Below are 22,676 nucleotides of genomic sequence, written 5' to 3' on the forward strand. Positions count from 1 at the left end.
TGATAGAATTGATTATAACTTAAACATTCATTTTATGAATATCACAAATTTTCCCTATAAAAATGGACCTTGGACAATACTAAGTAGGAAACTTGCATATGATGGTAAGTATGCAAAATTATATGAAGATGAAGTTGTAAGGCCAGATGGGACTGAAGGTATTCACATTTATTTACCTACCAAAGATGGCGTCTCAATATTGCCTTACGATAAAGATGGAAATGTATATCTAATAAGTATCTTTCGCTACTCACACCAAGATTATTTGATTGAATTAACTGCAGGTGGAATTGATAAAGGAGAAGACCATTTGATTGCTGCTAAAAGAGAACTCAAAGAAGAAACTGGAATAGTTGGAAAGAATTATGAGCTAGTTGCAATAACTGCACCTAAATCTGAAATTTATTCTGCAAAAGATTATACATATATTTGTGAAGTTGAGAAATTTGAAGAAAACCGTATTGAAAACACAGAAAACATTAAATTGATTAAAATGAAACTAAAAGATGCGCTGGGTATGGTAGATAAGTTGGAAATATTTCAGGCTTCTGCAATTATTGCTTTACTTAAATTAAAAGATAAATTTAACAAAACCTCATGAAAATAATTACTTGGAATGTAAATGGACTTCGAGCTTGTATCAAAAAAGGCTTTGAAAGTTCAATTCAAAAACTAAACCCAGACATTCTCTTGATTCAAGAGCTTCGCGCTGACAGGTCCCAAATTCTATATGATATGAAAGGTTATACTGAGTTTTATAATACTGGAAACAGGCCAGGTTACTCAGGGACTTTGGCATTATATAAAGAAAGTATTAAACCAATATCTCAAAGTATTACTACAGAGATTAAGCAACTTTCAGAATATGAACAAGAAGGTAGAGTACAAAGTTTGGAATTTGAAAACTTCTACTTAGTAAATGTTTATACTCCAAATTCAAGAAGAGATCTTACAAGACTAGACTTGAGATATAGAACTTGGGATCCACTATTTTTGGAGTTCGTAAAGGCCTTAGAATCAAGAAAACCTGTCATATTTGCTGGAGATCTAAATGTTGCGCCTGAAGAAATTGACTTGGCTAACCCTACAACAAATCATAGGAGCGCAGGTTTTACTGATGAAGAAAGAGAAGGCTTTCATAATTATATAAACTCAGGATTCGCTGATGTGTTTCGAAATTTTGATAATTCTGCTGAAAAGTATACTTGGTGGTCAAACTTTTTCAACAGCCGTTCAAGAAATGTTGGTTGGAGAATTGATCACTTTTTAGCAAGTGAAAAATTAATTAAAAATATTAAAACTTGTGTTATCCATCCTGATGTAATGGGATCTGATCATTGTCCCGTGGAAATTGAATTAAATATAGATTGAATCTATTAAAATTATTCTTGTGCAAACTCAACTTGATTCAGGTCAATTTTCAAAAACGAATACACTCTCAACCGTTACTACTCTACCTCCAGACTTTACCTTAACTCCTGAGTTTAAAAGTGCTTTTGAGCTTATGGAGAATACACAAGATACTATTTTTTTAACTGGTCGAGCAGGAACTGGAAAGTCAACATTACTTTCATATTTTAGACAAAATTCAAAGAAAAATATTGCAGTCGTTTCTCCAACTGGAATTGCAGCTATGAATATTGGTGGACAAACTATACATTCCTTTTTTGATTTTCCGCTAACTTATATAGACCCGCAAGCAATTCATAGTTCAAGAAAACTTAAAGCAATTTATGAAAACATAGAAACAATTGTAGTTGATGAAATTTCGATGGTTCGAGCTGATATGCTTGATGGAATGGATAAAGCATTGAGAGTGAACAAAAATTCTACTCAACTTTTTGGTGGAGTTCAAATGATTTTTATAGGCGATCTTTTTCAACTTCCCCCTGTCGTTGCTGACGATAATTCAAAACGATACCTGGCAGAACGTTATGACACTCCATATTTCTTTTCAGCTAAAGTTTTTTCTCAAAGTGACCAAGCTGATATATTTGATAAACCATTTATAGATAATTTGAGATATGTTGAACTTGAAAGTATTTTCAGGCAAAAAGATATTGATTTTAAAAATGTTTTGAATAGAATCAGAGTTGGTAAAGTTGAAGAGCAAGATTTAGATTTATTAAATACTAGACTAATTCATATACCGTTTAATGTTGCTAATACAGGGGTTCAACATGTTGAATCATTACAAACTGAACCAATTACTTTGACAACCACAAATAAAGTTGCAAATAATATTAATACAATAAGGTTAGAGGAAATAAATTCAAAAGAATTTATTTATAACGCTGATATTTCTGGAGATTATCCTGAGAAAAGTTATCCAACCGACCTGGACTTAAAGTTAAAAATTGGAGCTCAAGTTATGATGCTCAAAAATGACCAAGAGAGGCGATTTGTAAATGGAAGCTTAGGAGTTATAGATTACCTAGATCCAAACTCCGTTTCAGTTCGAATCGGGGAAGTTAGTTACAAGATTGAAAAATCTGATTGGAGAGTTATAGAATATGGTTGGAGTAGTGAAAGTAAACGACTTGAAGAAGTTGAAAAGGGAAGTTTTCATCAATACCCACTCAAACTTGCTTGGGCAGTAACAATTCATAAATCTCAAGGTCAAACTTTCGATAAAGTAAAAATAAATTTAGGAACAGGAGCTTTTGCACATGGGCAACTTTATGTAGCATTATCTCGCTGCAAAAGTTTGGAAGGAATAAGTTTAACTAGAAAAGTTAATTTAAGCGACGTGATAGTAGATGCAAGAGTGCAAGAATTTGTTGGAAAGGTTAGCGTAAAGTTACTCAATTAGATATAGTGATTAACTAGTAAAATAAAATACCCGTTGAATATCAGCCTCTCTAAATTTGATATAAATTTATTAACTTCAAATTTAGCTTTCAAAACTTTGCAATCAAGTAATGAATTATGTGCATTTGAGTTTGTATTTTCATAAAATGAGCCGAAGTAATGACAAAAGTTATGCTAAAATTACTACTTAATGTCAAACTATAAAACATACATAGGACTTGAAGTCCATATACAATCAAAAACAAAATCAAAGATGTTTTGCTCATGTGATGCGAATTATTTCGGAGCAGAACCAAATACTCATACCTGTCCAGTTTGTCTTGGAATGCCTGGAGCATTACCAGTTGCAAATAAAGTTGCGATTGAAAAATGTATCAAATTGGCACTCGCTCTAAATTGCAATGTAAACCAACTAACTAAGTTTGATCGAAAAAATTATTTTTATCCAGATCTTCCAAAAGCTTATCAAATTTCTCAATATGATTTACCAATTGGCGAAAATGGATACTTAGAAATTTCTGGAGGTGAAACTGATGATGATAAAACTAGAATTCGAATTCGTCGAGTTCATCAAGAAGAAGATACTGCAAAATCAATTCATTCAAACTTAGGTTCTGCAATTGATTGCAATAAGTCAGGAGTTCCACTAGTTGAAGTTGTGACTGAACCAGATTTTGAAAATTCTGATCAAGTTTTGGAGTTTGCAAGAAAGCTTCAGCAAGTTGTAAGATATTGTGAAATTTCAGATGCGAATATGGAAATGGGTCAAATGAGATTTGAACTAAATATTTCAGTTGGATTAACCCACCCCGTTCCTACGGAACACCCCTCCCAAGATAGGAATAAATTGCCGAATTACAAAGTTGAGGTAAAAAATATATCATCTATTTCGATTTTGCAAAAAGTTATAGAATTTGAAGAAAAAAGACAAAGAGAATTACTCGAACAAAATCAAACTCCAATTCAAGAAACTCGTGGAATTGATGATCTAACCGGAGAAACTTATTCTCAGCGTGTAAAAGAAGATGCTGAAGATTATCGATATTTTCCAGAACCTGATTTACCAATTATCAAAATTGCAGATGAAGAACTTACAAGAATAAATAATTCTATTCCTGAGCTTCCAGATCAAAAACTAATAAGATATACTACAAAATTGTTTTTGCCACAAGATCAAGCAGAAATCATAATATCTGAAATTGCAAAAATGAAGTTCTTTGAAAGTGTAATTATAGATCATTCTGAAGATCCTGAGTTTATAAAACAAAGTGCAAACTTTATAGTTGGAGAATTATCAGCATTACTTAAAAAACGAAGCGAAGAATTTGAAAGTATGAAGTTATCGCAAGTTCAACTTTCTCAAATTATAGAACTTCTTATCCAAAATCAAATTTCTGGAGCAACTGTAAAAAAGCTTTTAGAAACATATCTAAATGGAGAAAGTATTGCAATTTCAGAATATGTAGAAAAAAATGATTTAATTCAAATTTCAGATGAAACTAAAATATTACCAGTAGTATTAGAAATCATTTCAAACAATTCAAAAATCGTTGAAGATTATAAGTCAGGAAAAGTTGCAGCTAAAGGAAGTTTAGTTGGACAAATTATGGCAAAATTCAAAGGCAAAGCAAATCCAAAGGTTATTGACAAGATTGTTGAAGAAGTTTTAGCAAAAGCTTTTTAGCTAGAAGTCTTCTAAAGATATATTATTTCAAAGTATTTCTATCTGAAATTTGGCTAGTCGAGGAGCTTCGTTCTGAACTTGAATTCCAAAAAGTCTTCGTGCTATTTGTATTTGTAGATATTTGGATATCTTCTGAACTACCTTGCTTTGATAAATAGTCATTAACCATATTTCTTCTAACTAATGCCCAAAAAAATGAACAGCTTATACCTACAAAAGCTATAGTCAAAACTAACAAAATCACACTTTTGCTAGATATTTCTGATTTGTCATACCTTGGATCGTCCATAAACTATATTTCAGAAAGTGACTTAATCACATTATATTCTGTATCTACTTCTTCTATATAACTTGAATATTGCCCCTTTGGTCTTTGTAGCAAGTAGTAATTTACTGTCACTTCACCTGTTGACATTGTCTTTTTGATTTCATCCAAATTCAATTTCCTATCATCAATCAGTGTAAGTTCACTTATGTCTAAGTCTTTTGCAATCTGAACTATCGCTTGTCCTTTTGGAATTTTTGTATAATAAGCGCCTTTAAAGTATTTAGACAAACCTGTGGATACTAGTTTTTGCAGCTGGAAATCTTCTGCTCCTAAAGAAAATACAAACAAATTTTCATCTTTATTTCTACTCAAAAAATCTTCTACATCATAGTAGATATACTTGCTGTAATTATCCCAAACAGAATCAAAAATCTCTCGAAGCTTCACCTCTTCAAGGTTTATAGTTTCAGAAAGCTCCTTTACGAAATCTTTTTCCATAAAAACATGGATATCATTTTTGTGTTTCAAATAAAGCCTATCCCAAAGTTCTTTTGTAAGCCCAAATACCTCAAGCATTCTAAGGAGCTCAAACTTTGCTGTTCCGAAGTTCGCTATGGTATAATCAAAGTCAATGAAACAATATTTACCTTCCTTTCGTATTTCTTCAAGTTTAATGTACTTGTAATTTGTTTGATCTTGTATTTGCATACATATATTCTAACAAAATTTTTCAAATTAAATAAGAAGATTTATTAACCAAAAAACTTTAGGCATGACAAAGAGTGGAGTTAAACAAATTTTGCAAATTGGAGATCCATTATTATCCAAAGTATCTCATGAGGTCAACTTTCCACTACGTACAGATTTAGAAAAAGTTATTAATTACCTTTTTGCTACTTTGCAATCTGTAGGAGATCTAGGTGTTGGCCTCTCTGCTGTCCAAATTGGATATTTGCATAGGATATGTATAGTGAAAAGGCTTGATTGGGAAGAACAAATTGAGACTTTGTTCCATGTGAATACAAAAGGGGATCTCGTGTCCATTCTTGATCTTGATAACGGTGACTTTGTTCAAAAATTACAAGGAAGCATGAAAAATGTTGATTTTGAGGAGCTTATGGGTCTTTTATCTTCTGAAAGGCTACATACAAAACAAATTCAATTTATCAAAGACTTGCTTGCTCCATATCTCCTTGAAGTTCTAATCAACCCAATTGTTCTTGCTAGTTCTGAAGAAGAATCAATAGTTTGGGAAGGCTGTTTATCTGTTGGAGTGGGTGATTCTGCACTATATGCACCAGTCAGTAGGGCAAATGAAATCACAGTAGAATACCAAAACATACTTGGACAAAAAAAAACTTTTACAGTAGAAAACTGGATGTCACATCTTATCTTGCACGAAATAGACCATATGAATGGTTTACTTTTTTTATCAAAAGTAGAAAATATTGAAGATATTCACAAGTCAAAAGAACTTGACGACTTTTTCTATACACACAAAAGGTATCCCAGAGTAGATGAGTCTTTTTGACTAAGATTTGATAAATTACAAACCAAGTTCCTTAATTACTTTGGAATGTAACTTTGAGTCAGTTTTCTTAAGATATTCTATCAACCTTCTTCTTTGACCAACCATCTTCAAAAGACCTCTTCTAGATGAATTGTCCTTTTTATGGACCTTTAAATGCTCTGCTAGGCTAGAGATCTTTTCGGAAAGTTTAACGATTTGGACTGAAGGGGATCCAGTATCAGTCTCATGTAGTCTAATTTTTTCAATAACTGACATGGTATCCTTTTGAGTTGTACTTTTTGTTGTTTTCATGAAATTATACGCCAATCAAGCAGAAGGCAGATAAACATCCACTTGAAGGTAAAAATATTTAGTAGATTATACCAGAGATTTCTAATTTTTCAATTTATTCTTGACAGGCAGTATTTAATGGAAGTTCGTCAGCCATCCAAGAAAGATATCCAAAGGCTTCTCCCAAGGTTAGTTCTGGTTTATTGTTTTGTGCTGTTGAACATGCACTTGCTACATCATAAACTCGTCCTCTGCATTCATTCTTCCAGTAAAATTTTCCTTCTTCGCTTAAGACATTATTCCAGCAAACTGCTTTGTAGTCTGTTTCAAGAATTTCAGATTCATTTTCTTTTTCTGAATTTGCATAATATGATGACTTTTTCGAATTATATGCATCCATAACTTTTTGAATATTATCATCTACCTTCGCTGATGTCCTGTTATCAAGACTTGGACCTAGTAAGTTATAAAGTATCAATCCAGTAAGTATTGTTATGGTGACAAGTAACACAAAGGCTATTGATTTATTTAGTGAGTTTTTCATATTTTAATATAAAATAAAATTATTAATTACAAATTGTAGGAAAAATGAAATCAAACTTGATCTGTTTTCCATTTACTATACTAGTATTTTTGTCAAAACAGTTTGCTGGATCTTTGATACCTACAATAATTGCAAATGTGCTTACTATAAGCCAAGCAAAAAAAGTTACAATTATCCTAATAATTGGTGCAAACAAAGTTCCTCTAAGTAATTCTGAATAATTCTTCACAGAATCAGTATTCACAAGATACTGAATAACTCTCAAAGAAATCTGAACCGTTGACAAAAAGATCGACAGCGTCATCATTGCACCTATTGCATACTTGATGACTGTTTGTATTTCTGACAAAGCTGGAAACATATGTAGAAGTGTAAAACAAAAAAAAAAAGAAGTCAATCTAAATTGATTGACTTCTTAAAAAGAATTGATTTATCTCAGCTTAAATATTACATTCACCGTCACCTCCAAGTAAACAATTTACAAAATCATTTACATTTTGGTTCTCACCTAAATCTGCGTTTTGTATATTCATTGCATAAAGTGCCACTGCACCTACAAGAACAAATCCAAATAACAAACCTGCCATTGTTGCAAAATTCTTTGTTCTCTTTATTGCTGCTTCTTTGCTTTTTTCATCGTCAGATTTTCTCATGTTTGACAATATACCCAAAACTGTCAAAACAACTGCTACTGCAAACATTATGACGATTACCCATGTTGCAACTGTCTTTCCTACATTGAAAGTGGTTTCCACTGCACCACCTGGATTTGTAACAATCGTTTCACCTAATTTATTTGAACACATACTTTCTAAAATAGGAATCCCTTGAAACAAACATGATTGTGCTTGAGTTGACTCAGCAAAAACTGTAGGTACCGAAAGAGAAAATAAAGCCATGACAAAGGTCACAACCATCATTACTTTTGTTGAAATACTTTTATACATATATTTTTGTCCTAGAAATCAGTTTTGATTCTAGCAATTTTTCATTTAATAATTTTGTTATTTATTTACAAACTGTTTCATTGCAAGCATCCAAACAGCCTTGGTATTCTACTTGTGCTGCTGGAGTTCCTGCTAGTGATCCAGTCAAAATCTTTGCACATTCGTTTTGACAACGTTCACACATTGTATATCCTCCACCACCTTCACACCCAGCCGGCAATGTTTCGTTCCTTCGAATATAATATATGGCCATATTACCATTGTCACAAACTTGAAATGCATTTACTTTCATTCCTTTACCAATTGTAGCATAAATTGCTAAATTCATCAATGGAATAAATAATACTATAAGTAATATCATAGTTACAAGTGATTTTACAACTTTTTTTGCCTTTTCTGGAGACTTTTCATTGTCTGACTGTCTAGCTAGATTCAATATCTTGACAATCTTTGCAGTAAATAGAAAAAGTATAAGTCCAAGTATAATTATCTTCACAACCTCTAAACCTGCTACTATAACTAAACTACTTGCATCGTTTGAAAGCAAGCTATACCCCGGCAACATTTTCGAGAGCAAGGTTGTGGCCTTAGCATCTCCAAATATTTGAGTAACCAAGTCAGTTGTTGAAGCTAATGCTAGGAGTTTATTAAAAATATTTATCGGTGCCATTTTATTTTCTGTTATTTAATGTGAATTGATCAAAGTCTAAATCCAACTTGCCAAAAGTAACCTAAATCTGCTAACTTGGTAAAGACAGATGCAACAATTACAAAAATTCCCAACCCAAGTAATACTGAAATCTTGTACTTGCTACTCTTCATAAAGTTTTCCATACCCTTCTCTTCATCAAATCCAACTATAAATATATCATAAAATACCTTCAAAATCAGAATAACTATTATTGCCGAAACTACTATAAAAGCTATATCTGCAAATATTCTTCGTACTGTGAAGTTAAATGCTTCGTTACCTGCTTCATAACTTCCTGTTGCACTGTTGCATTGAAACCTAGTACAGGCGACATCATACTTAATCCTCCAAAAATCATTGTAAAAGCTATCAAACCCAGTAAATAGTATATTATTTTTCAAATTAATTTGTGTTTGTATGTTATTTGAGTCTGAGTTCAGACATTCCGCCCAAGATATATATGAACCATCGTCTTTCAAACATGTCCCTTTATCAACTGCGTTTAAATTGCTAGAAAAAACTACAAACGCAAAAATTGTAATTGCTAAGAATAAAAATGCCTTTGTTGGTTTGAATAAGTAAAATTTTATATCAAGAAGATTCTTCATTTTCATTATGTAATCAAATTTGCAGGAACACCTAAGACTGCAAGAACCAACGCTATCAAAACACTACCAAATAACGCTACTCCTAATAATATTATTTTGAATCCTATTGTCGAATAGAACTTTTTTCTAGATTCTGGACTATAATTCGATGATAACAGTCCAAAACCAGCAGTTAAAATTATACTTACAAATGTAAATATGACTACCATTGGCAATATCAATGACGAAAACCTGTCTATCAATTGAGGAATACTATCAATCGCTAATGGATTTTTGACTTCAAGACTTGCTGCCACCAATCCTTTTTGAAAGAATACAAACAACAATAAAGTAGTAGTTGATATTTTTAATTGTTCAATGACTTTGTACATATTAGATTAACTTAATACTTTTAATCAATTCTCATCGTCATTATCAAATGAAGATAGTTATCTTCCCCATAAAATAGTGCTGGAGAATTGGCATTTTTTGTTTGGAATATTATATCATCTTTTGAAAAACATCTCAAAGCATCTTGCAAGTACTTTAGATTGAATGCAATATCTAGTTCCTCTTGTCCTTGGTTTTCAACGATCATTGTTGTTTCAATTTTACCTTTCTCAATATCTGTTGAAAAAATTTTTAAATTCTTTCCTCTTAGTGAGAGTATAGTTTTATAACCAAGTAGATTTCTTGACACATTATTTACAATTTTCAAATTCATCAACATCTCATCTCTATTGAAAATAAATTTGTAACTTTCTTCTGTTGGAATTAAACTTTTGTAATCTGGGAAATTTGCATCAATTATTCTTGCAAAACAAGATATCTCATTCTTTTCAACAATTCTAAACTCAACTTGACTTAAATTTCCTTCTTTATCATCTATTGGGTATAGTTTTACTTGGTCAAAATCAAAATCAAGTAACGATTGAAATATTGATGCGTTTAATATAAATGGCTTTTTCAATTTTGACATTGTAGAAACTTCTAATTTGGCTAATCTAAAACCATCTACTGAAACAAGATGCACATTTTCTTTATTATCACTATTTAGAAAATCAAAGTAAATGCCCTCTAGTGCTGGTCTTGAAGGATCTTGTGATATTGAACTCAATAGTTTATCAACAATATTTTGAACTTCTTGCCTACTTAGTGTCATAAAGTTATCTTGGAAACTTTTGTCAAAGCTTGGAAATTCGTTTGACTCAGAAATACTAAAGTCTCCACTTGCAAAGTTTGTTTTCATCTCTAATTTATTTTTGCCAAAGTTCAACTCAACATCAACTTCTGGCAGTGAGCTTAGAAAACCTAGAAAATCTTTTGTTCCAATTGCAAAACTATCAAAACTTTCTAAGTTATCAATTTCTGAAAAAGTATAAATAATTGATTTTTCAAGATCTGTTGCTTTTATTTGCAATTTACTTTCTTCAAATGAAAAAATGAGTTTTCCAAGTGAAGAGTCTATCATCTTTGTAGATGAGAACTTTGAGATAGATACTAGTATCTTGGTTAATTTTGATGATGAAAATTTGAGTTTAGACACTTTGATTTGTTAAATTAATATAATGTAAATTAATTAAATAAGATAAGTATTTTTATTAGAGACTGTATATATGTGCATAAGTCAATAATTATGAAACAGTAAATTACTTTGACCTATTTTAACATCTACATTTCTCAAAAACAAAAGTTATAGAAAAGTTTGTAGACAAAAGTTTATTATTAGTATATCTAGATTTTGTTAAGTATATATAAGGTAGTTTTCAAAGAATAAGAAGTTTATATGTCAATTACATTGTGGATGTAATTTTAAGTTGGTGTATAAAAGCTAAGAAAGTTAATTATGAAATAATATTCAAAAAGAGAAAGAAAGGAAAGTAAACATAAACTTTTATAAAGAAGAAATTTCACAATAAAGAAATTCTATAATTTCTTAGGATCAAATTGTTCAAAGCCAAAGTCCTTTGGTTGAAAAGTTAACAAGATTAAGTCATCAACAGATAAAACCTGACTTTTACTTTCCAAGTTATTCTGAACAATTGGTGGAATAGAAACATTATTAGTCAACCCATTAGCAAAATCAGACTCTAAAGAAACGGATGTACTTGAACTACCAGCTTGACCACTGTCAATGTTACCCATAGATATTAAATTATCAACTGAGAAATCTACTTGGGTAAGTTCAAAATCAAACTTCTCTTTGTCATTTTTTGCCCAAAAAACTTTGTGATTTAGGTCAACGAGGTCTTGTGTCAACTTAATCATACTTTTAGTAATTTGAGTTTTCGTATTTACAAAAATATTCATATTAGATAAATTAAATATTGTAACTGAAAGGTTTGTTAATCTCTCCTCCACCAAAGTGCAAACTTTTTGAATAGAAAGATAAACAAAAAAATCAAAATTATGAACCCAAAGAACTTCAAACCGAATTTAATTCTTTCCCAAGTTTGATAATTTTTCTTAAATTCATCACTTTGAGGTGTAACTTGCAAATCCTTGTCAAAGTTAATAGTAATTGAAGTTACATCTGTTAAAGTCAAATCATTTTGCCAAGCTTGACCATATATGTATATAGTTGTTGAACCTGACTTCTTGGGATATACATATAGTACAAAAGATTTTTTATCACCAATCTTCAATTTACCAACAACATTATTTGGAATAGACAATTCAACACTACTTTTATCGGGAGAAATGATATAGCTCAATTCAAACCTGTCAGTATCAATGAAAGATTCAATATTTAGTTCAATAGGTACTTTCAAAGAAAAAATATCTTGAATTCCTGGTTTTATTTTTAGAGAAAAACTATTTCCAGTACTATCTTTGATTACAAAATTTCCCTGGTTAATACTTGTTGAACTTGAATTCATCAATGGGTCTTCAGTTACTGAACTCGCTGAAACAATTGAACTATTAGTTGTAGAGACAAGCTCTTCTGCCGAGGTTTGTGAAGTAAGACCCCATGCAGGCGTTACAAACAAACAGAACAACAATGTTGTTAGAAATATATATTTTTTCATATTAACTATATCATATAAAGGTAAAACAAACGTCATGTAAACTTTAAATTTACTTGAAGCAGTAATGCTTGTATTCTAAAAATTTAGAATTATAATTCTAGCTAAAATATTTACAAACAGATTATTTATAGATTATAAATAGCTATACATTTATACACTAAATGCAAAAAGTAATAAACTTGAAAATATATAAATTAAAAAAACGAAACAAAAATTGTTTACTTGCATTATTTTATAAAAATTGATAACCTACATCAATAAATTTAAATTAACCAATAGTTTTGTGATTGACTAAACAATATTGGTAAAGAAATTAGTAATGCCCTTAATTGCTCAAAATCAAACAACGATCGATGTTGTAGCTAGACCTACCTTTGCTCAGAATTACTTTACTTCAAGTACGAAAACTTCAACCTTGACTTCTCAAAATGTACAAACATCTTCAGTATCGAGTAAATCAAGTACTCAAGTAAGTTTATCTAGTATGTCAAGTCAAAGCGGACTTCCAAATAGTGCAATTGAATCAAGGTTTGTTTCAACAACTATTATAATTGTTTCAACAATTGTCATTCTACTATCAATATTTTTAAACTTCTTTAAGTACAAAAACTTACAAATTTTTGAAAAAACTATTTCAAAAGATTGAGATTGAAATTAAGGTTGAGCTCAGTTAAGTATGTACCAAAAATTTACTTTCCAATCTACTAGTATGAATACCCAAGTAAAAGTTATTGCTTGGACAGACAAAGACGAACTTACTGTGAAAGATTACTTTAGCAAAGCAATCCAAGAAATTCAAAGGATAGAAAAACTCTATACTAGATTTCAAAAAGATTCATACTTATCAAGCTTCAATAACAGGAAATTTACAGTAGTCACAAAAGAATTTTTTCAAATAGCACTGTTTTTGTTTTTTTTCGCCAGCAAGTCAGAGGATTACTTTGATCCAACAATTATAGATTTCTTGGAAGCCTATGGATATGGCCCTGGATATCATTTTGAGAAGCTGAATAATGAAATTGAACTGAAAAAAAGTATAGAAAAACTGAAAGCAAGTAGGCCAAGTATAAAAGATACGAAATTTAAAGTAATCCAAAATGGTATAGAGAAGTTCAAGTTTTCAATAGATGAATTTCAAGGTCAAGTGAAAAATGATCTCAAAAACCTTTTAGATTATGAGTTTAAAAGTTTAATTGATTTTGTAGATAAAGTATCAAACGATGAAGTTCAAAAGAAAATTGAAGCAGATCAATTTAGTACAAAAACTTTTAGGAAAAAATTGCTAGGTCCAAATGACCAACACAACTTGCAGTTTGAAATAATACTTGCGCAAGACCAAAGGATTGAATTTGGAGGTTGTGGCAAGGGATATGCAATAGATAGGATGTATCATATACTTGAACCACTTGAAAACTTTGTGATAGATATAGGAGGTGATATAAGGTGCTGTGGACAGATTGAAGAAAGAAATTGGACGACATCTATATATGGAACTTCAGATGCAATTGCAATGTTATCAGGGGATGTAGTTTGCGTATCAGGTAAAGCTGCTAGGCAAGTAGGAAATTTCCATCACTTACTAAATCCCAAAGATGCAAACCCTACAGGAAGTTTTGATCAAATTTTGGTTTATGCATCTTATAAAGATACTTGTAACCTCAGCCTTTTGACTACATTTGCTGATGCATATTCAACATTATCTTATGTATCACCAATAGAGAAAAACATGTTTTATGAAGTAGAAAACAAAGGTGTGTATAAAAAGTATATTAACACTTATTTAAATTGAATTTGAAAAGTTTCCCTTTAAATAAATTATAAACACTGCTAATCCATTTTGGAAAATCCTTAAATAAGCAGTTAATAAGGTAGGTATACAAAAACAGCTCTAAGTTTGGCCCGTTCAAATTTGAAACTTGACAGGAACATCTTTTTTTGATAAAAATTGCGTAAGGATTACTTCAAATATGTGATTTCTTAATTTATTCTATATAAATAATATGAAAAAAATTATTGCAGGAATTGATATTGGCTCAACAAAGATAGCTTGTATAGTATCTTCTGTAAAAGACGGTGAAGAACCAAAGGTAATAGGCGTTGCCAGTCAACCAAGTATGGGTATAAAAAAAGGTGTAGTAGTAAATATAGATCAAGCAACAAAAGCAATTTCTATGGTAGTTGAGGCTGCAGAAAGAATGGCAGGTGTTAGAGTTAATTCAGTTTATATAACCGTTAATGGTAAACATCTGACTTCAACAAACAATAAGGGAGTTGTTGCAACGGCAGATCCAAATGAAATTTCGCAAAATGATGTACTAAGGGCAATTGAATCAGCAAGAACAATATCTATCCCATCATCTAGAGAAATAATTCATGTTGTCCCAAGAGAATTTATAATTGACACACAACCAGGTATAAAAGATCCGATAGGTATGAGTGGTTCTAGGTTGGAAGTAGATGCTCATATAGTCTCTGCAGTATCGAATTCACTACAAAATTTAGTCAAATGCGTAGAGGCATTAGGTTTGAATGTTACTGATATAGTTTTTACAGGTTGGGCTTCAACTATATCTACACTATCTGAAACAGAGAAACAGTTAGGTGTAACTCTTTTAGATATTGGTGGCGGAACTACATCAATTTGTTCTTTTATTGAAGATGCAATTACATACTCAGGTTCGTTGGAGTATGGTGGAATGAACTTAACTTCGGATATGGCTATAGTTCTAAGGACTACTCTTGAGGATGCTGAGAAATTAAAAATAAATCTTAATAAAGTAATAGATTATAACCTTAAAACAAAATTGAAAGGTTCCGATGATGCAACAGCTTACCAAAGGTTGATGTCACCAAAAAAAGACAAAAAGGAAGATGAGCAAATTAGTATTGAAGAAGAAAAGGACATGTTGGATATCTCAATTCTCAACATAGGTAACTTGCAAATGGTTTCGAAAAAAATGATTGAAAGAATCATAGAAGCAAGACTCAAAGAAATCTTTGGAATGTGCAAAGATCAAATTGAACAAGCAGGTTTCAATCCGAGAATGCCAGCAGGTGTTGTAATTACAGGAGGATCAGCTATGATACCCGGCATTGCACAAATTGCACAGTCTGTGTTTGGAATCCCAGCGCGAGTTGCATATCCAAAAGGTTTAGGCGGGATGATAGAAGAAGTAGAAAACCCTCAGTTTTCTGCACTTCAAGGTTTGATAATGCATGCTGCTGTTTATGGAATGGATAATGAACCACAGTTGAAAACAGGGAATACATTGAGGGGCAATGGTTCAGTTGAGGATAATTTGAAAGGAGGGATATTTGATAAAGTAAAAAGAATTTTCGGAGGAATGAAAGTATAAAAATTAAAATAAAATGAAATTAAACACGAAAAAAGTAATATTTATAATTTTGGGAGTAATATTTGCAATACTTCTAGTGTTAATCGTTATAGATTCTATTGCTATTTATGAAAACCGCGATAATTATTCTGGTAACATTAAGTGCAGTTTACAAAATATTCCGATACTTAGAAGAATCTGTGGAGATACTAGCGATATTATTGTTAAGAAACCTGCACTTTACTTTTATCCGGTTCAAACTGAAGAAATAAATGTCAAACTAAACTTTGAAGGAAATATATTCAAATATCCAGCTTATGATAATGATCTTGGTTGGAATATAGTAGCTAAACCAACAGGCGAATTAAATGTTGGAGATAGAAGTTATGATTATTTATTTTGGGAAGGAAAAACTGAGGCAAGTTTAAACTTTGACCTTACTAAAGGATTTATTGTTAAAAAAGAAAATGTAGTAAATTTTCTTGAAGAAAATTTAAGTAAGTTTGGACTAAACGATAAAGAAAAGTCGGAATTTATAATTTACTGGGCACCAATAATGCAGGGAAATGAAAATACTTTAGTTCATTTCGCAACAAAGGGAGAATACGATGATATACTTCCTATAGAGATTAGTCCTAAACCAGATAATTTTAATAGATTGTTTATGGTTATTAAGTCTGTTTCTAGTAAGTATAGAGTAACCGAACAAAGCATTACAAAGTTTGATAGAAGTGGATACAATGTTTTAGAATGGGGTGGAGCAAACTTAGATGAAAAATGAAAGGAGGAATATTTGATAAAGTAAAAAGAATTTTCGGAGGAATGAAAGTATAAAAGATGTTGATCCAAAAGTTTGTGAGATACTAAATACTTTATGCAAGAGATCAAAAGAACCACAATACTTTTTCCGATTATTCGAGATGAGCAGAGGTCAATTACACAAGTTTGGCTCGCAATGAAGAAAAGGGGATTCGGAGTAAATAAGTGGAATGGTGTTGGAGGCAAGCTTGCTGGAGCTGAAACATTTGAAGAAGCCGCTATTCGTGAAGCAAAGGAAGAAATTGGAATTGATATACTAAATTTGAGCAAATATGCAGAGATAAGTTTCAAATTCGAAAATGGGCTTCAAATATTTAGTGAAGTTTTTCTTTCTGATAGTTGGAGCAACGATCCTGCAGAATCAGAAGAAATGATGCCAAAACTATATGATATTCAGAATATCCCCTATGATCAGATGTGGGGTGATGACAAAAAATGGTTACCATTAGTTTTAAACTTTGAAAAGTTACAAGCCAGCTTTGAATTTGATCTAGAGGATAATATAATTAAAAGAGAAATAGTGAAAATTAAGGAATTTTAGTTAAAATATTAAATACACAAACTGCCGAAATAAAAAATAAATGTTAATACAATCATCAAACAACAACTTTGCAAAAATAAAAGTAGTGGGAGTAGGAGGAGGAGGAGGCAATGCTGTGAATAATATGGTTTTGAACTACATGATTGAAGGTGTAGAATTTGTGTCAGCCAATACAGACGCACAGGCACTTGCAAACAATAATGCAGAAGTAAAGCTTCAACTTGGACCAGAAACGACTAGAGGGCTTGGTGCTGGCGGAAATGCTAGCGTGGGAAGAAAGGCGGCAGAAGAATCTACAAGCGCAATTCAAGAGATGGTTGCAGGAGCTGACATGGTCTTTGTTACAGCTGGTATGGGTGGTGGAACTGGCACAGGTGCTGCACCAATTATTGCTAAAATTGCAAAAGAGGCAGGAGCATTGACAGTTGGGGTGGTAACAAAACCATTTGAATTCGAAGGCAAAAGAAGGATGGTTAATGCCTTAGAGGGTATCCAAGAAATGGTAGGAGCTGTTGACACATTAATTGTTATTCCAAATCAGAGATTACTAGATATTGTAGATAAAAATGTAAGTTTTTTTGAAGCAATGAGGAAGGTTGATGATGTTTTGGGCCAAGCTGTCAAGTCAATAGCTTCGCTTGTAGTTTCTCCAGGTCTTATCAATGTCGATTTTGCTGATGTTAAGACCGTAATGACAAATGCAGGAACTGCACTTATGGGAATTGGTACAGCTCAAGGTGATGATAGGGCAATTGAGGCTGCCAAAATGGCAGTAAACTCACCGTTGCTTGATGTGACTATAGATGGAGCAACTGGGGTGCTGTTCAATATTTCTGGTGGTCCAGATGATTTGACAATGACAGAAATTGATGATGCTGCAAAGCTTATACATCAAGTAGTTGATCCAGAGGCGAATATTATATTTGGTGCAACAATCGATCCGAATATGAAAGGTACAGTTTCAATAACAGTTATTGCTACAGGGTTTAGAGAAGATGTAAATCAATATGGTGATTATCAAGACCGCACTGATCTTGCTGATATGAGCAAGGCTCATACTACAAGTCAGGATTTCTATACACCAACATTTTCAATTCCTAGCTACAATATTAACGAAAGTCAAAAAGATAAAGCTGATGAATATAACTTAGGGGATTATCGAGAAAATGCGCTGGTTGATGACACTATAGAATTTGATGAAGTTGATAATGAGGAGAAAGCGGAGTATCCAAATTATGTAAATTATGTGAAGCAAGAAAGTATTGATCCTCAAACGCAAAAAAATGAACCTAAAGCAGGATTTATGAGGTTTCCATTTGCAAAAAAGCAAGAAGATATAGATCCAAATACAAATATGGATGATTTTGATACTCCTGCAATATTTAGGAGTTAAGTTTGCTGACTTTCAAAACTAATTTGGTTATTGAGATTCAATCGTTGAGCCAATTATATTATCCATCTTAGCTAGAGGCTGAATATTGAAATAATATAGTACATTGACATGAGCAAAGACAAATTAGTTCAAATTAAGAAACTACTGCAAAAAGTGAAGCAAGGTTGTCCTGCAAGAGAAGGCAACAGTTTTTTTTTCAAAAACATTAAACTGATACTGTACTTGATAGTAGGTGGTATTACTGCAATAATTAATTGGGGTATAATGGCTGGTCATCAGTTCTTGATGACTAGGTTTCAAGCACAAGATTTTGTAATTGGAAAGTTACTCGAATTTGTAATGATCGCTAGACCATATCACTTAAGTGCATTTTGGGGTTACACTATTTCAGCACTGGTAAACTATTACTGGAATGACAAGTATGTATTTGATAATGTAGAAACTAATCATAAAAAAAGAATTCCAAAGTTTTTTCTTGTTTCATTGACTGGACTATTTTTCAACTTGAGCTTAACTACTGTGTTTATAGAGAAATTTGGCGTATCTCCTTACTTCGTAACACCGATAGTTATAATTTTGGGTCTTATTTGGAACTACATTGGACACAAACTTATAACATTTAGTAAATAATTATCTAAGTCTGTTCCAAACGCCATTTATGAAATCTTTTGCTTTTTGCTTTGGTTTTCCCTCCGGCGTAATTTCCAAAACTTCTAAAACACCATCTCTGCAAGATAAAAAAAGACGATCCTTTATGATTGATAGTTTAAGCTTTTCTTCTAACTTTTCATTTGTGATGCATAATAAACTAAGTTGAGTGGAGTCGGATTTGCAACTATTTATTTTGACTAAGTTAGTTAAAAAAGTTTTTTCTCCACTTTGAACATCTACAATCTCAATATTTTTGACCCATGTCCCAATTTCAGAAAATGCTCGAATTTTCCTGTCTAACTCTATCTTATAATCAAAATGTAACTCGGCTTTCTCAAAGCTAAAGTCGCTAGTATAACAATATGTAGGCTGAATATCAGTTAAGTTAGCCTGTTTGAACGGAGTTACTTCGCCATTTAAGTAGCTAAGCAAAAACTCGTCGAGCAAATGAATTGATAGGTTTGACAATTTCGCATATAGCTCAGTTGCGTTGATATTATCTAGACTTTCGGCTAATTCAACTTGACCTATAATATCACCTTCATCAAGTTCAACAGACATTTTTTGAAGTGTTAATCCAGTTTTTTGTAATCCAGATAATATAGCAGATTCAATCGGAGTTGCTCCTCGCAATGTAGGAAGTAAACTTCCATGAACATTTAGGCTTCCGAGTTTTGGATAGTCAATAATCCATTTGGGAAGAATCTTCCCGTACGATGCAACAATTATTAGATCTGGGTCGATCTGTCTCAATTTATCTTCAAATTCATTATTAAACTTATATGGAGTGAGATATGGAATTTGAGACAATTTCGCAAAGTCATATACAGCATTATTCTTTTTGTCTGGTTTTCCTTTAGGTAACTTGGTAACAATTGAAGCAATCTCAATCTCCCTTTGTTCGAGTAGATATGTTAGAATATTTTTTGAAAATAATGGTGTACCAAAAAAGATAGTTCTGATCATATTTATCTAAAGTTAATAAAATAAATTATGAAAAAATTCCTGACATTACTAATTACGTTAATAGTTCTTGCAATTGGCACAGTATATTCAACAATGAATTCTTTCAAGAAAGTAAACTCCGAATCAACAGATATTATAACATTCAAAGTAACAGAAGGAGAGTCATTATCAAACATTGCCAGAGACTTGGAAGAAAGTGACTTAGTTCAAGATAAGTATAAGTTTGAGCTATATACAAAACTTTACAAAAAATACCCAACCTTCAAAGCAGGTATTTTCCGAATTGCGAAAAACCTAAGTATTGAAGAAGTCGTAGGTCAGTTATCTAAACCTGTAAATATGGAAATTACAATAAAAATCTCAGAAGGTTTTAGGTATGACGAAGTAGTTGATCAAGTTACAAATCAAATCGTAGCTCAAACATGTGAAACAGAAGAAGAAGACTGTTTTGATGAAATTGCAAGGAAATTCAACAAAGAAGAGTTTAGAAAGCTTATTGAAAATCCAGATGACGCAACTTTACCAACTTTAATTCAAAAATCATTACCTTCCGGCAAAACCTTGGAGGGTTTTTTGTACCCTGATACTTACTACTTCAATGCAAATACGACAAGTTCAGAAGTACTCCAAAAAATTCTTGCTAACTTCGCAAGCAGGTTTGATTCACTCTATAGCTCAAGCACAAACATACAAGGGTTAGATTTGAACTTTTATGATATATTGAAACTAACTTCAGTTGTGACTCGAGAATCCAGCCATAAGGTTGAGGATGATAAGCTAATTGCAGGGGTACTACTCAATAGGCTAAACCAAAGTTATCCACTTCAGTGTGACACTATAAATCACTATCACTTCAAAAGTTGGACTTATGAGCTTACACAAACTGATTTAACAAAAGATTACCCTTACAATTCATATACCAAAGTTGGTCTACCGCCAACTCCAATATCAAATGTTTCAATCTCAACTTTTCAAAATGTTTTAAATGCAACAGATACTGATTATTTCTACTTTTTAGCTGATAAAAAAGGAATTCTGCATTATTCAAAGACTTGGGCAGAACATGTCAATTTTATAAATCAATATTTAAAATAAAATGTTTAATTCAATTTTTAATAAATTATCTCAAAAAGCAATGTTTGGAGGGTTTTGCGAAAAACAGAACCTTAGTTTTCCAGTTGAGATTTGGAACTCGTTTTCAAATATTGGTTATGTGATTTTTGCAGTATTTTTAGCTTTGTTAAATAAAAAAGATAGAACTTACTCTTTACTTTTAACTTGGGTTGGAATTTCGTCTTTTCTCTACCATTCAGTATTTATAAGGGGTTATCAGATATTGGATTTGACAGCGATACATCTAATAGTTTCTTATGTTTTTTTCAAACTCTTGAAGTTTAGTACAAAGTCAAGCACTGTAATCTCGATGTTATTGGCCGTGTTAGCATTCTTAAAGAATTTCATTATCCCAGATAGCGGGAGGTTTTTAGTAATGTCTTTTATAATCCCAACAATATTTTTACTTATTAAAACCTACAAACAAAAATCAATAGTGATTGTATTGATTTTTCTAATCGCGTTTATTTGTTGGCTCCTTGATAGTTCAATTTTATGTTTTTCGAATCTGCCGTTTTTGAATGGTCATACACTTTGGCACTTGCTGACAGCTTTCGGATTTTATAAAATAGGTAAGTTAATTTTTTAGAGAAAATAGATTTTATCTGACAATATTGCCCCTCTATACAAAGTCATACAAAAAAGCAGAACCAAAAATCAAAAAAGCCCCAAAAAAGGAAAGTTTTGATATTGATGATTCAATTGATAGAATAATATATTCAAATGTCTTCCGTAAGATCGTTCCCACATTTCTTTTTCTAACTGGAGTTGGTTTGCTTACATATCAAATCTATCCAAATATAAAGTATAAACTCGATAGTGCTTATAATAAATACGATCAAGAGATACTCTCGGTAGTTCCAGAGGATTATTATATAAAGAAAGCAGAGCTTATAAGTTCGGTTCAAAAAGGATATTTTTCTAGTGTTATTGAATCTGCAGAAGTTTCGAATAAAGTTTTGGGTAAGTCAGAAGATACTATATCTGAAACATATGTAGGTACATTCAAACTTAGCATTCCTTCAGTAAATTTGGTTTCATTGCCAATTCAAGCAAATGTTGACTCTGCAAGTGAAAATGTTTACAACCCTATACTGCAGCATAATTTAGCACACTTCAAAGGTACCCCAGTTCCTGGTATGCCAGGGAATACTTTTGTCTATGGGCATTCAATCCAAGAATCTGCATATTTTGATGATCCCAAAAATCCTTATGTTGCGTTTACAAAGTTGTTTAGAGTGAAAATTGGCGAGAAGATATTTATCGAAAGAGATGGTGTAAATTACTCATATACAATTTTCAAGGTCAAAGAGGTCTCGCCAACTGATGTAAGTGTTCTTGAGAATACCGTTGATAATGTTTTGACCCTAATGACATGTTCTCCTCCAGGCAATAATACAAAAAGGTTGATTGTTGTAGCTAGGCAAGACAATATCTAGTGATATAATGGTATCAACGCGTCTAAGTTCAAGCTAGAGGTATTTTGTAAGCTAAGA

At 31.8% G+C, this 22,676-nt stretch carries 28 protein-coding genes; 15 read left to right on the forward strand and 13 right to left on the reverse strand.

The window, feature by feature from the left end; genetic code table 11:
* Window positions 1–34 precede the first annotated feature (34 nt).
* The 4 genes from IPJ91_03410 to gatB all read left to right on the forward strand — a co-directional run bounded on the left by IPJ91_03410 (window position 35) and on the right by gatB (window position 4,495).
* The gene (locus tag IPJ91_03410) at window positions 35–601 is read left to right on the forward strand and encodes an NUDIX hydrolase (GenBank protein QQR93470.1); all 567 of its coding nucleotides are present in this window, start codon (window positions 35–37) and stop codon (window positions 599–601) included.
* On the forward strand, window positions 598–1,371 hold the full coding sequence (xth, locus tag IPJ91_03415) for an exodeoxyribonuclease III (GenBank protein ID QQR93471.1): 774 nt from the start codon (window positions 598–600) through the stop codon (window positions 1,369–1,371). Before IPJ91_03410 ends, xth begins: the two co-directional genes overlap by 4 nt.
* Window positions 1,372–1,504: 133 nt before the next feature.
* Entirely contained in the window at window positions 1,505–2,812 is a 1,308-nt protein-coding gene (locus IPJ91_03420; protein QQR93898.1) for an AAA family ATPase, read from the forward strand.
* Window positions 2,813–3,001: 189 nt separating this feature from the next.
* Window positions 3,002–4,495: an Asp-tRNA(Asn)/Glu-tRNA(Gln) amidotransferase subunit GatB gene (gatB, locus tag IPJ91_03425; GenBank protein QQR93472.1), complete on the forward strand. Its 1,494-nt coding sequence runs from the start codon at window positions 3,002–3,004 to the stop codon at window positions 4,493–4,495.
* A 22-nt stretch (window positions 4,496–4,517) separates the two neighbouring features.
* Here gatB and IPJ91_03430 read toward each other — a convergent pair whose 3' ends face one another.
* On the reverse strand, window positions 4,518–4,784 hold the full coding sequence (locus IPJ91_03430; protein ID QQR93473.1) for a hypothetical protein: 267 nt from the start codon (window positions 4,782–4,784) through the stop codon (window positions 4,518–4,520).
* Window positions 4,785–4,787: 3 nt separating this feature from the next.
* Window positions 4,788–5,471, reverse strand: coding sequence for a hypothetical protein (locus IPJ91_03435; GenBank protein ID QQR93474.1), 684 nt, complete (start codon window positions 5,469–5,471; stop codon window positions 4,788–4,790).
* Between the two features lie 64 nt (window positions 5,472–5,535).
* Here IPJ91_03435 and IPJ91_03440 point away from each other — a divergent pair, with 64 nt between their 5' ends.
* On the forward strand, window positions 5,536–6,294 hold the full coding sequence (locus tag IPJ91_03440) for a peptide deformylase (protein ID QQR93475.1): 759 nt from the start codon (window positions 5,536–5,538) through the stop codon (window positions 6,292–6,294).
* Between the two features lie 15 nt (window positions 6,295–6,309).
* Here IPJ91_03440 and rpsO read toward each other — a convergent pair whose 3' ends face one another.
* The 10 genes from rpsO to IPJ91_03490 all read right to left on the reverse strand — a co-directional run bounded on the left by rpsO (window position 6,310) and on the right by IPJ91_03490 (window position 12,362).
* Entirely contained in the window at window positions 6,310–6,549 is a 240-nt protein-coding gene (rpsO, locus tag IPJ91_03445; protein QQR93899.1) for a 30S ribosomal protein S15, read from the reverse strand.
* 130 nt (window positions 6,550–6,679) lie between these two features.
* Window positions 6,680–7,108, reverse strand: a complete 429-nt coding sequence (locus IPJ91_03450) for a hypothetical protein (protein ID QQR93476.1) — start codon at window positions 7,106–7,108, stop codon at window positions 6,680–6,682.
* Window positions 7,109–7,130: 22 nt separating this feature from the next.
* Window positions 7,131–7,469 carry a hypothetical protein gene (locus tag IPJ91_03455; GenBank protein QQR93477.1) on the reverse strand — a complete coding sequence of 113 codons (339 nt, stop codon included), beginning with the start codon at window positions 7,467–7,469 and terminating at the stop codon, window positions 7,131–7,133.
* Window positions 7,470–7,548: 79 nt separating this feature from the next.
* Window positions 7,549–8,055 carry a hypothetical protein gene (locus IPJ91_03460; GenBank protein QQR93478.1) on the reverse strand — a complete coding sequence of 169 codons (507 nt, stop codon included), beginning with the start codon at window positions 8,053–8,055 and terminating at the stop codon, window positions 7,549–7,551.
* A 61-nt stretch (window positions 8,056–8,116) separates the two neighbouring features.
* A complete protein-coding gene (locus tag IPJ91_03465; protein QQR93479.1) occupies window positions 8,117–8,725 on the reverse strand; it encodes a hypothetical protein in 609 nt (202 codons plus the stop codon).
* Window positions 8,726–8,754: 29 nt separating this feature from the next.
* Window positions 8,755–9,360, reverse strand: coding sequence for a hypothetical protein (locus tag IPJ91_03470; protein ID QQR93480.1), 606 nt, complete (start codon window positions 9,358–9,360; stop codon window positions 8,755–8,757).
* Window positions 9,360–9,725: a hypothetical protein gene (locus IPJ91_03475; protein QQR93481.1), complete on the reverse strand. Its 366-nt coding sequence runs from the start codon at window positions 9,723–9,725 to the stop codon at window positions 9,360–9,362. The genes IPJ91_03470 and IPJ91_03475 overlap by 1 nt, the downstream gene beginning before the upstream one ends.
* Before the next feature lie 20 nt (window positions 9,726–9,745).
* Window positions 9,746–10,879: a DNA polymerase III subunit beta gene (gene dnaN / locus IPJ91_03480; GenBank protein ID QQR93482.1), complete on the reverse strand. Its 1,134-nt coding sequence runs from the start codon at window positions 10,877–10,879 to the stop codon at window positions 9,746–9,748.
* Between the two features lie 380 nt (window positions 10,880–11,259).
* Entirely contained in the window at window positions 11,260–11,601 is a 342-nt protein-coding gene (locus IPJ91_03485) for a hypothetical protein (protein QQR93483.1), read from the reverse strand.
* Window positions 11,602–11,678: 77 nt separating this feature from the next.
* Window positions 11,679–12,362, reverse strand: coding sequence for a hypothetical protein (locus IPJ91_03490; protein ID QQR93484.1), 684 nt, complete (start codon window positions 12,360–12,362; stop codon window positions 11,679–11,681).
* A gap of 319 nt (window positions 12,363–12,681) precedes the next feature.
* Between IPJ91_03490 and IPJ91_03495 the strand changes: the two genes are divergently transcribed.
* The 7 genes from IPJ91_03495 to IPJ91_03525 all read left to right on the forward strand — a co-directional run bounded on the left by IPJ91_03495 (window position 12,682) and on the right by IPJ91_03525 (window position 19,080).
* The gene (locus IPJ91_03495; GenBank protein ID QQR93485.1) at window positions 12,682–13,008 is read left to right on the forward strand and encodes a hypothetical protein; all 327 of its coding nucleotides are present in this window, start codon (window positions 12,682–12,684) and stop codon (window positions 13,006–13,008) included.
* A 63-nt stretch (window positions 13,009–13,071) separates the two neighbouring features.
* Complete coding sequence (locus IPJ91_03500) at window positions 13,072–14,151, forward strand: FAD:protein FMN transferase (protein QQR93486.1); 1,080 nt, start codon at window positions 13,072–13,074, stop codon at window positions 14,149–14,151.
* A 211-nt stretch (window positions 14,152–14,362) separates the two neighbouring features.
* Window positions 14,363–15,718 carry a cell division protein FtsA gene (gene ftsA, locus IPJ91_03505; GenBank protein QQR93487.1) on the forward strand — a complete coding sequence of 452 codons (1,356 nt, stop codon included), beginning with the start codon at window positions 14,363–14,365 and terminating at the stop codon, window positions 15,716–15,718.
* Between the two features lie 13 nt (window positions 15,719–15,731).
* Entirely contained in the window at window positions 15,732–16,478 is a 747-nt protein-coding gene (locus tag IPJ91_03510) for a hypothetical protein (GenBank protein QQR93488.1), read from the forward strand.
* Between the two features lie 93 nt (window positions 16,479–16,571).
* The gene (locus tag IPJ91_03515) at window positions 16,572–17,057 is read left to right on the forward strand and encodes an 8-oxo-dGTP diphosphatase (GenBank protein QQR93489.1); all 486 of its coding nucleotides are present in this window, start codon (window positions 16,572–16,574) and stop codon (window positions 17,055–17,057) included.
* A gap of 40 nt (window positions 17,058–17,097) precedes the next feature.
* Window positions 17,098–18,450, forward strand: a complete 1,353-nt coding sequence (gene ftsZ / locus IPJ91_03520) for a cell division protein FtsZ (GenBank protein ID QQR93490.1) — start codon at window positions 17,098–17,100, stop codon at window positions 18,448–18,450.
* Window positions 18,451–18,558: 108 nt separating this feature from the next.
* Window positions 18,559–19,080, forward strand: a complete 522-nt coding sequence (locus tag IPJ91_03525; GenBank protein ID QQR93491.1) for a GtrA family protein — start codon at window positions 18,559–18,561, stop codon at window positions 19,078–19,080.
* On the opposite strand, the gene IPJ91_03530 is transcribed toward IPJ91_03525, so the two are convergent.
* Window positions 19,081–20,067 (reverse strand): methionyl-tRNA formyltransferase, encoded by a 987-nt coding sequence (locus IPJ91_03530; GenBank protein ID QQR93492.1) that lies wholly within the window; start codon window positions 20,065–20,067, stop codon window positions 19,081–19,083.
* A gap of 27 nt (window positions 20,068–20,094) precedes the next feature.
* On the opposite strand from IPJ91_03530, the gene mltG reads away from it, so the two are divergent.
* Genes mltG through IPJ91_03545 form a run of 3 tightly spaced genes read left to right on the forward strand, consistent with a single transcriptional unit; the run spans window position 20,095 to window position 22,619 of the window.
* Window positions 20,095–21,162 (forward strand): endolytic transglycosylase MltG, encoded by a 1,068-nt coding sequence (mltG, locus tag IPJ91_03535; GenBank protein ID QQR93493.1) that lies wholly within the window; start codon window positions 20,095–20,097, stop codon window positions 21,160–21,162.
* A 1-nt stretch (window position 21,163) separates the two neighbouring features.
* Window positions 21,164–21,769 carry a ceramidase domain-containing protein gene (locus IPJ91_03540; protein ID QQR93494.1) on the forward strand — a complete coding sequence of 202 codons (606 nt, stop codon included), beginning with the start codon at window positions 21,164–21,166 and terminating at the stop codon, window positions 21,767–21,769.
* 25 nt (window positions 21,770–21,794) lie between these two features.
* A complete protein-coding gene (locus IPJ91_03545) occupies window positions 21,795–22,619 on the forward strand; it encodes a sortase (GenBank protein QQR93495.1) in 825 nt (274 codons plus the stop codon).
* The last annotated feature ends 57 nt before the right edge of the window (window positions 22,620–22,676 follow it).

It is taken from the genome of bacterium, from assembly GCA_016699595.1.
Lineage (GTDB): Bacteria > Patescibacteriota > Dojkabacteria.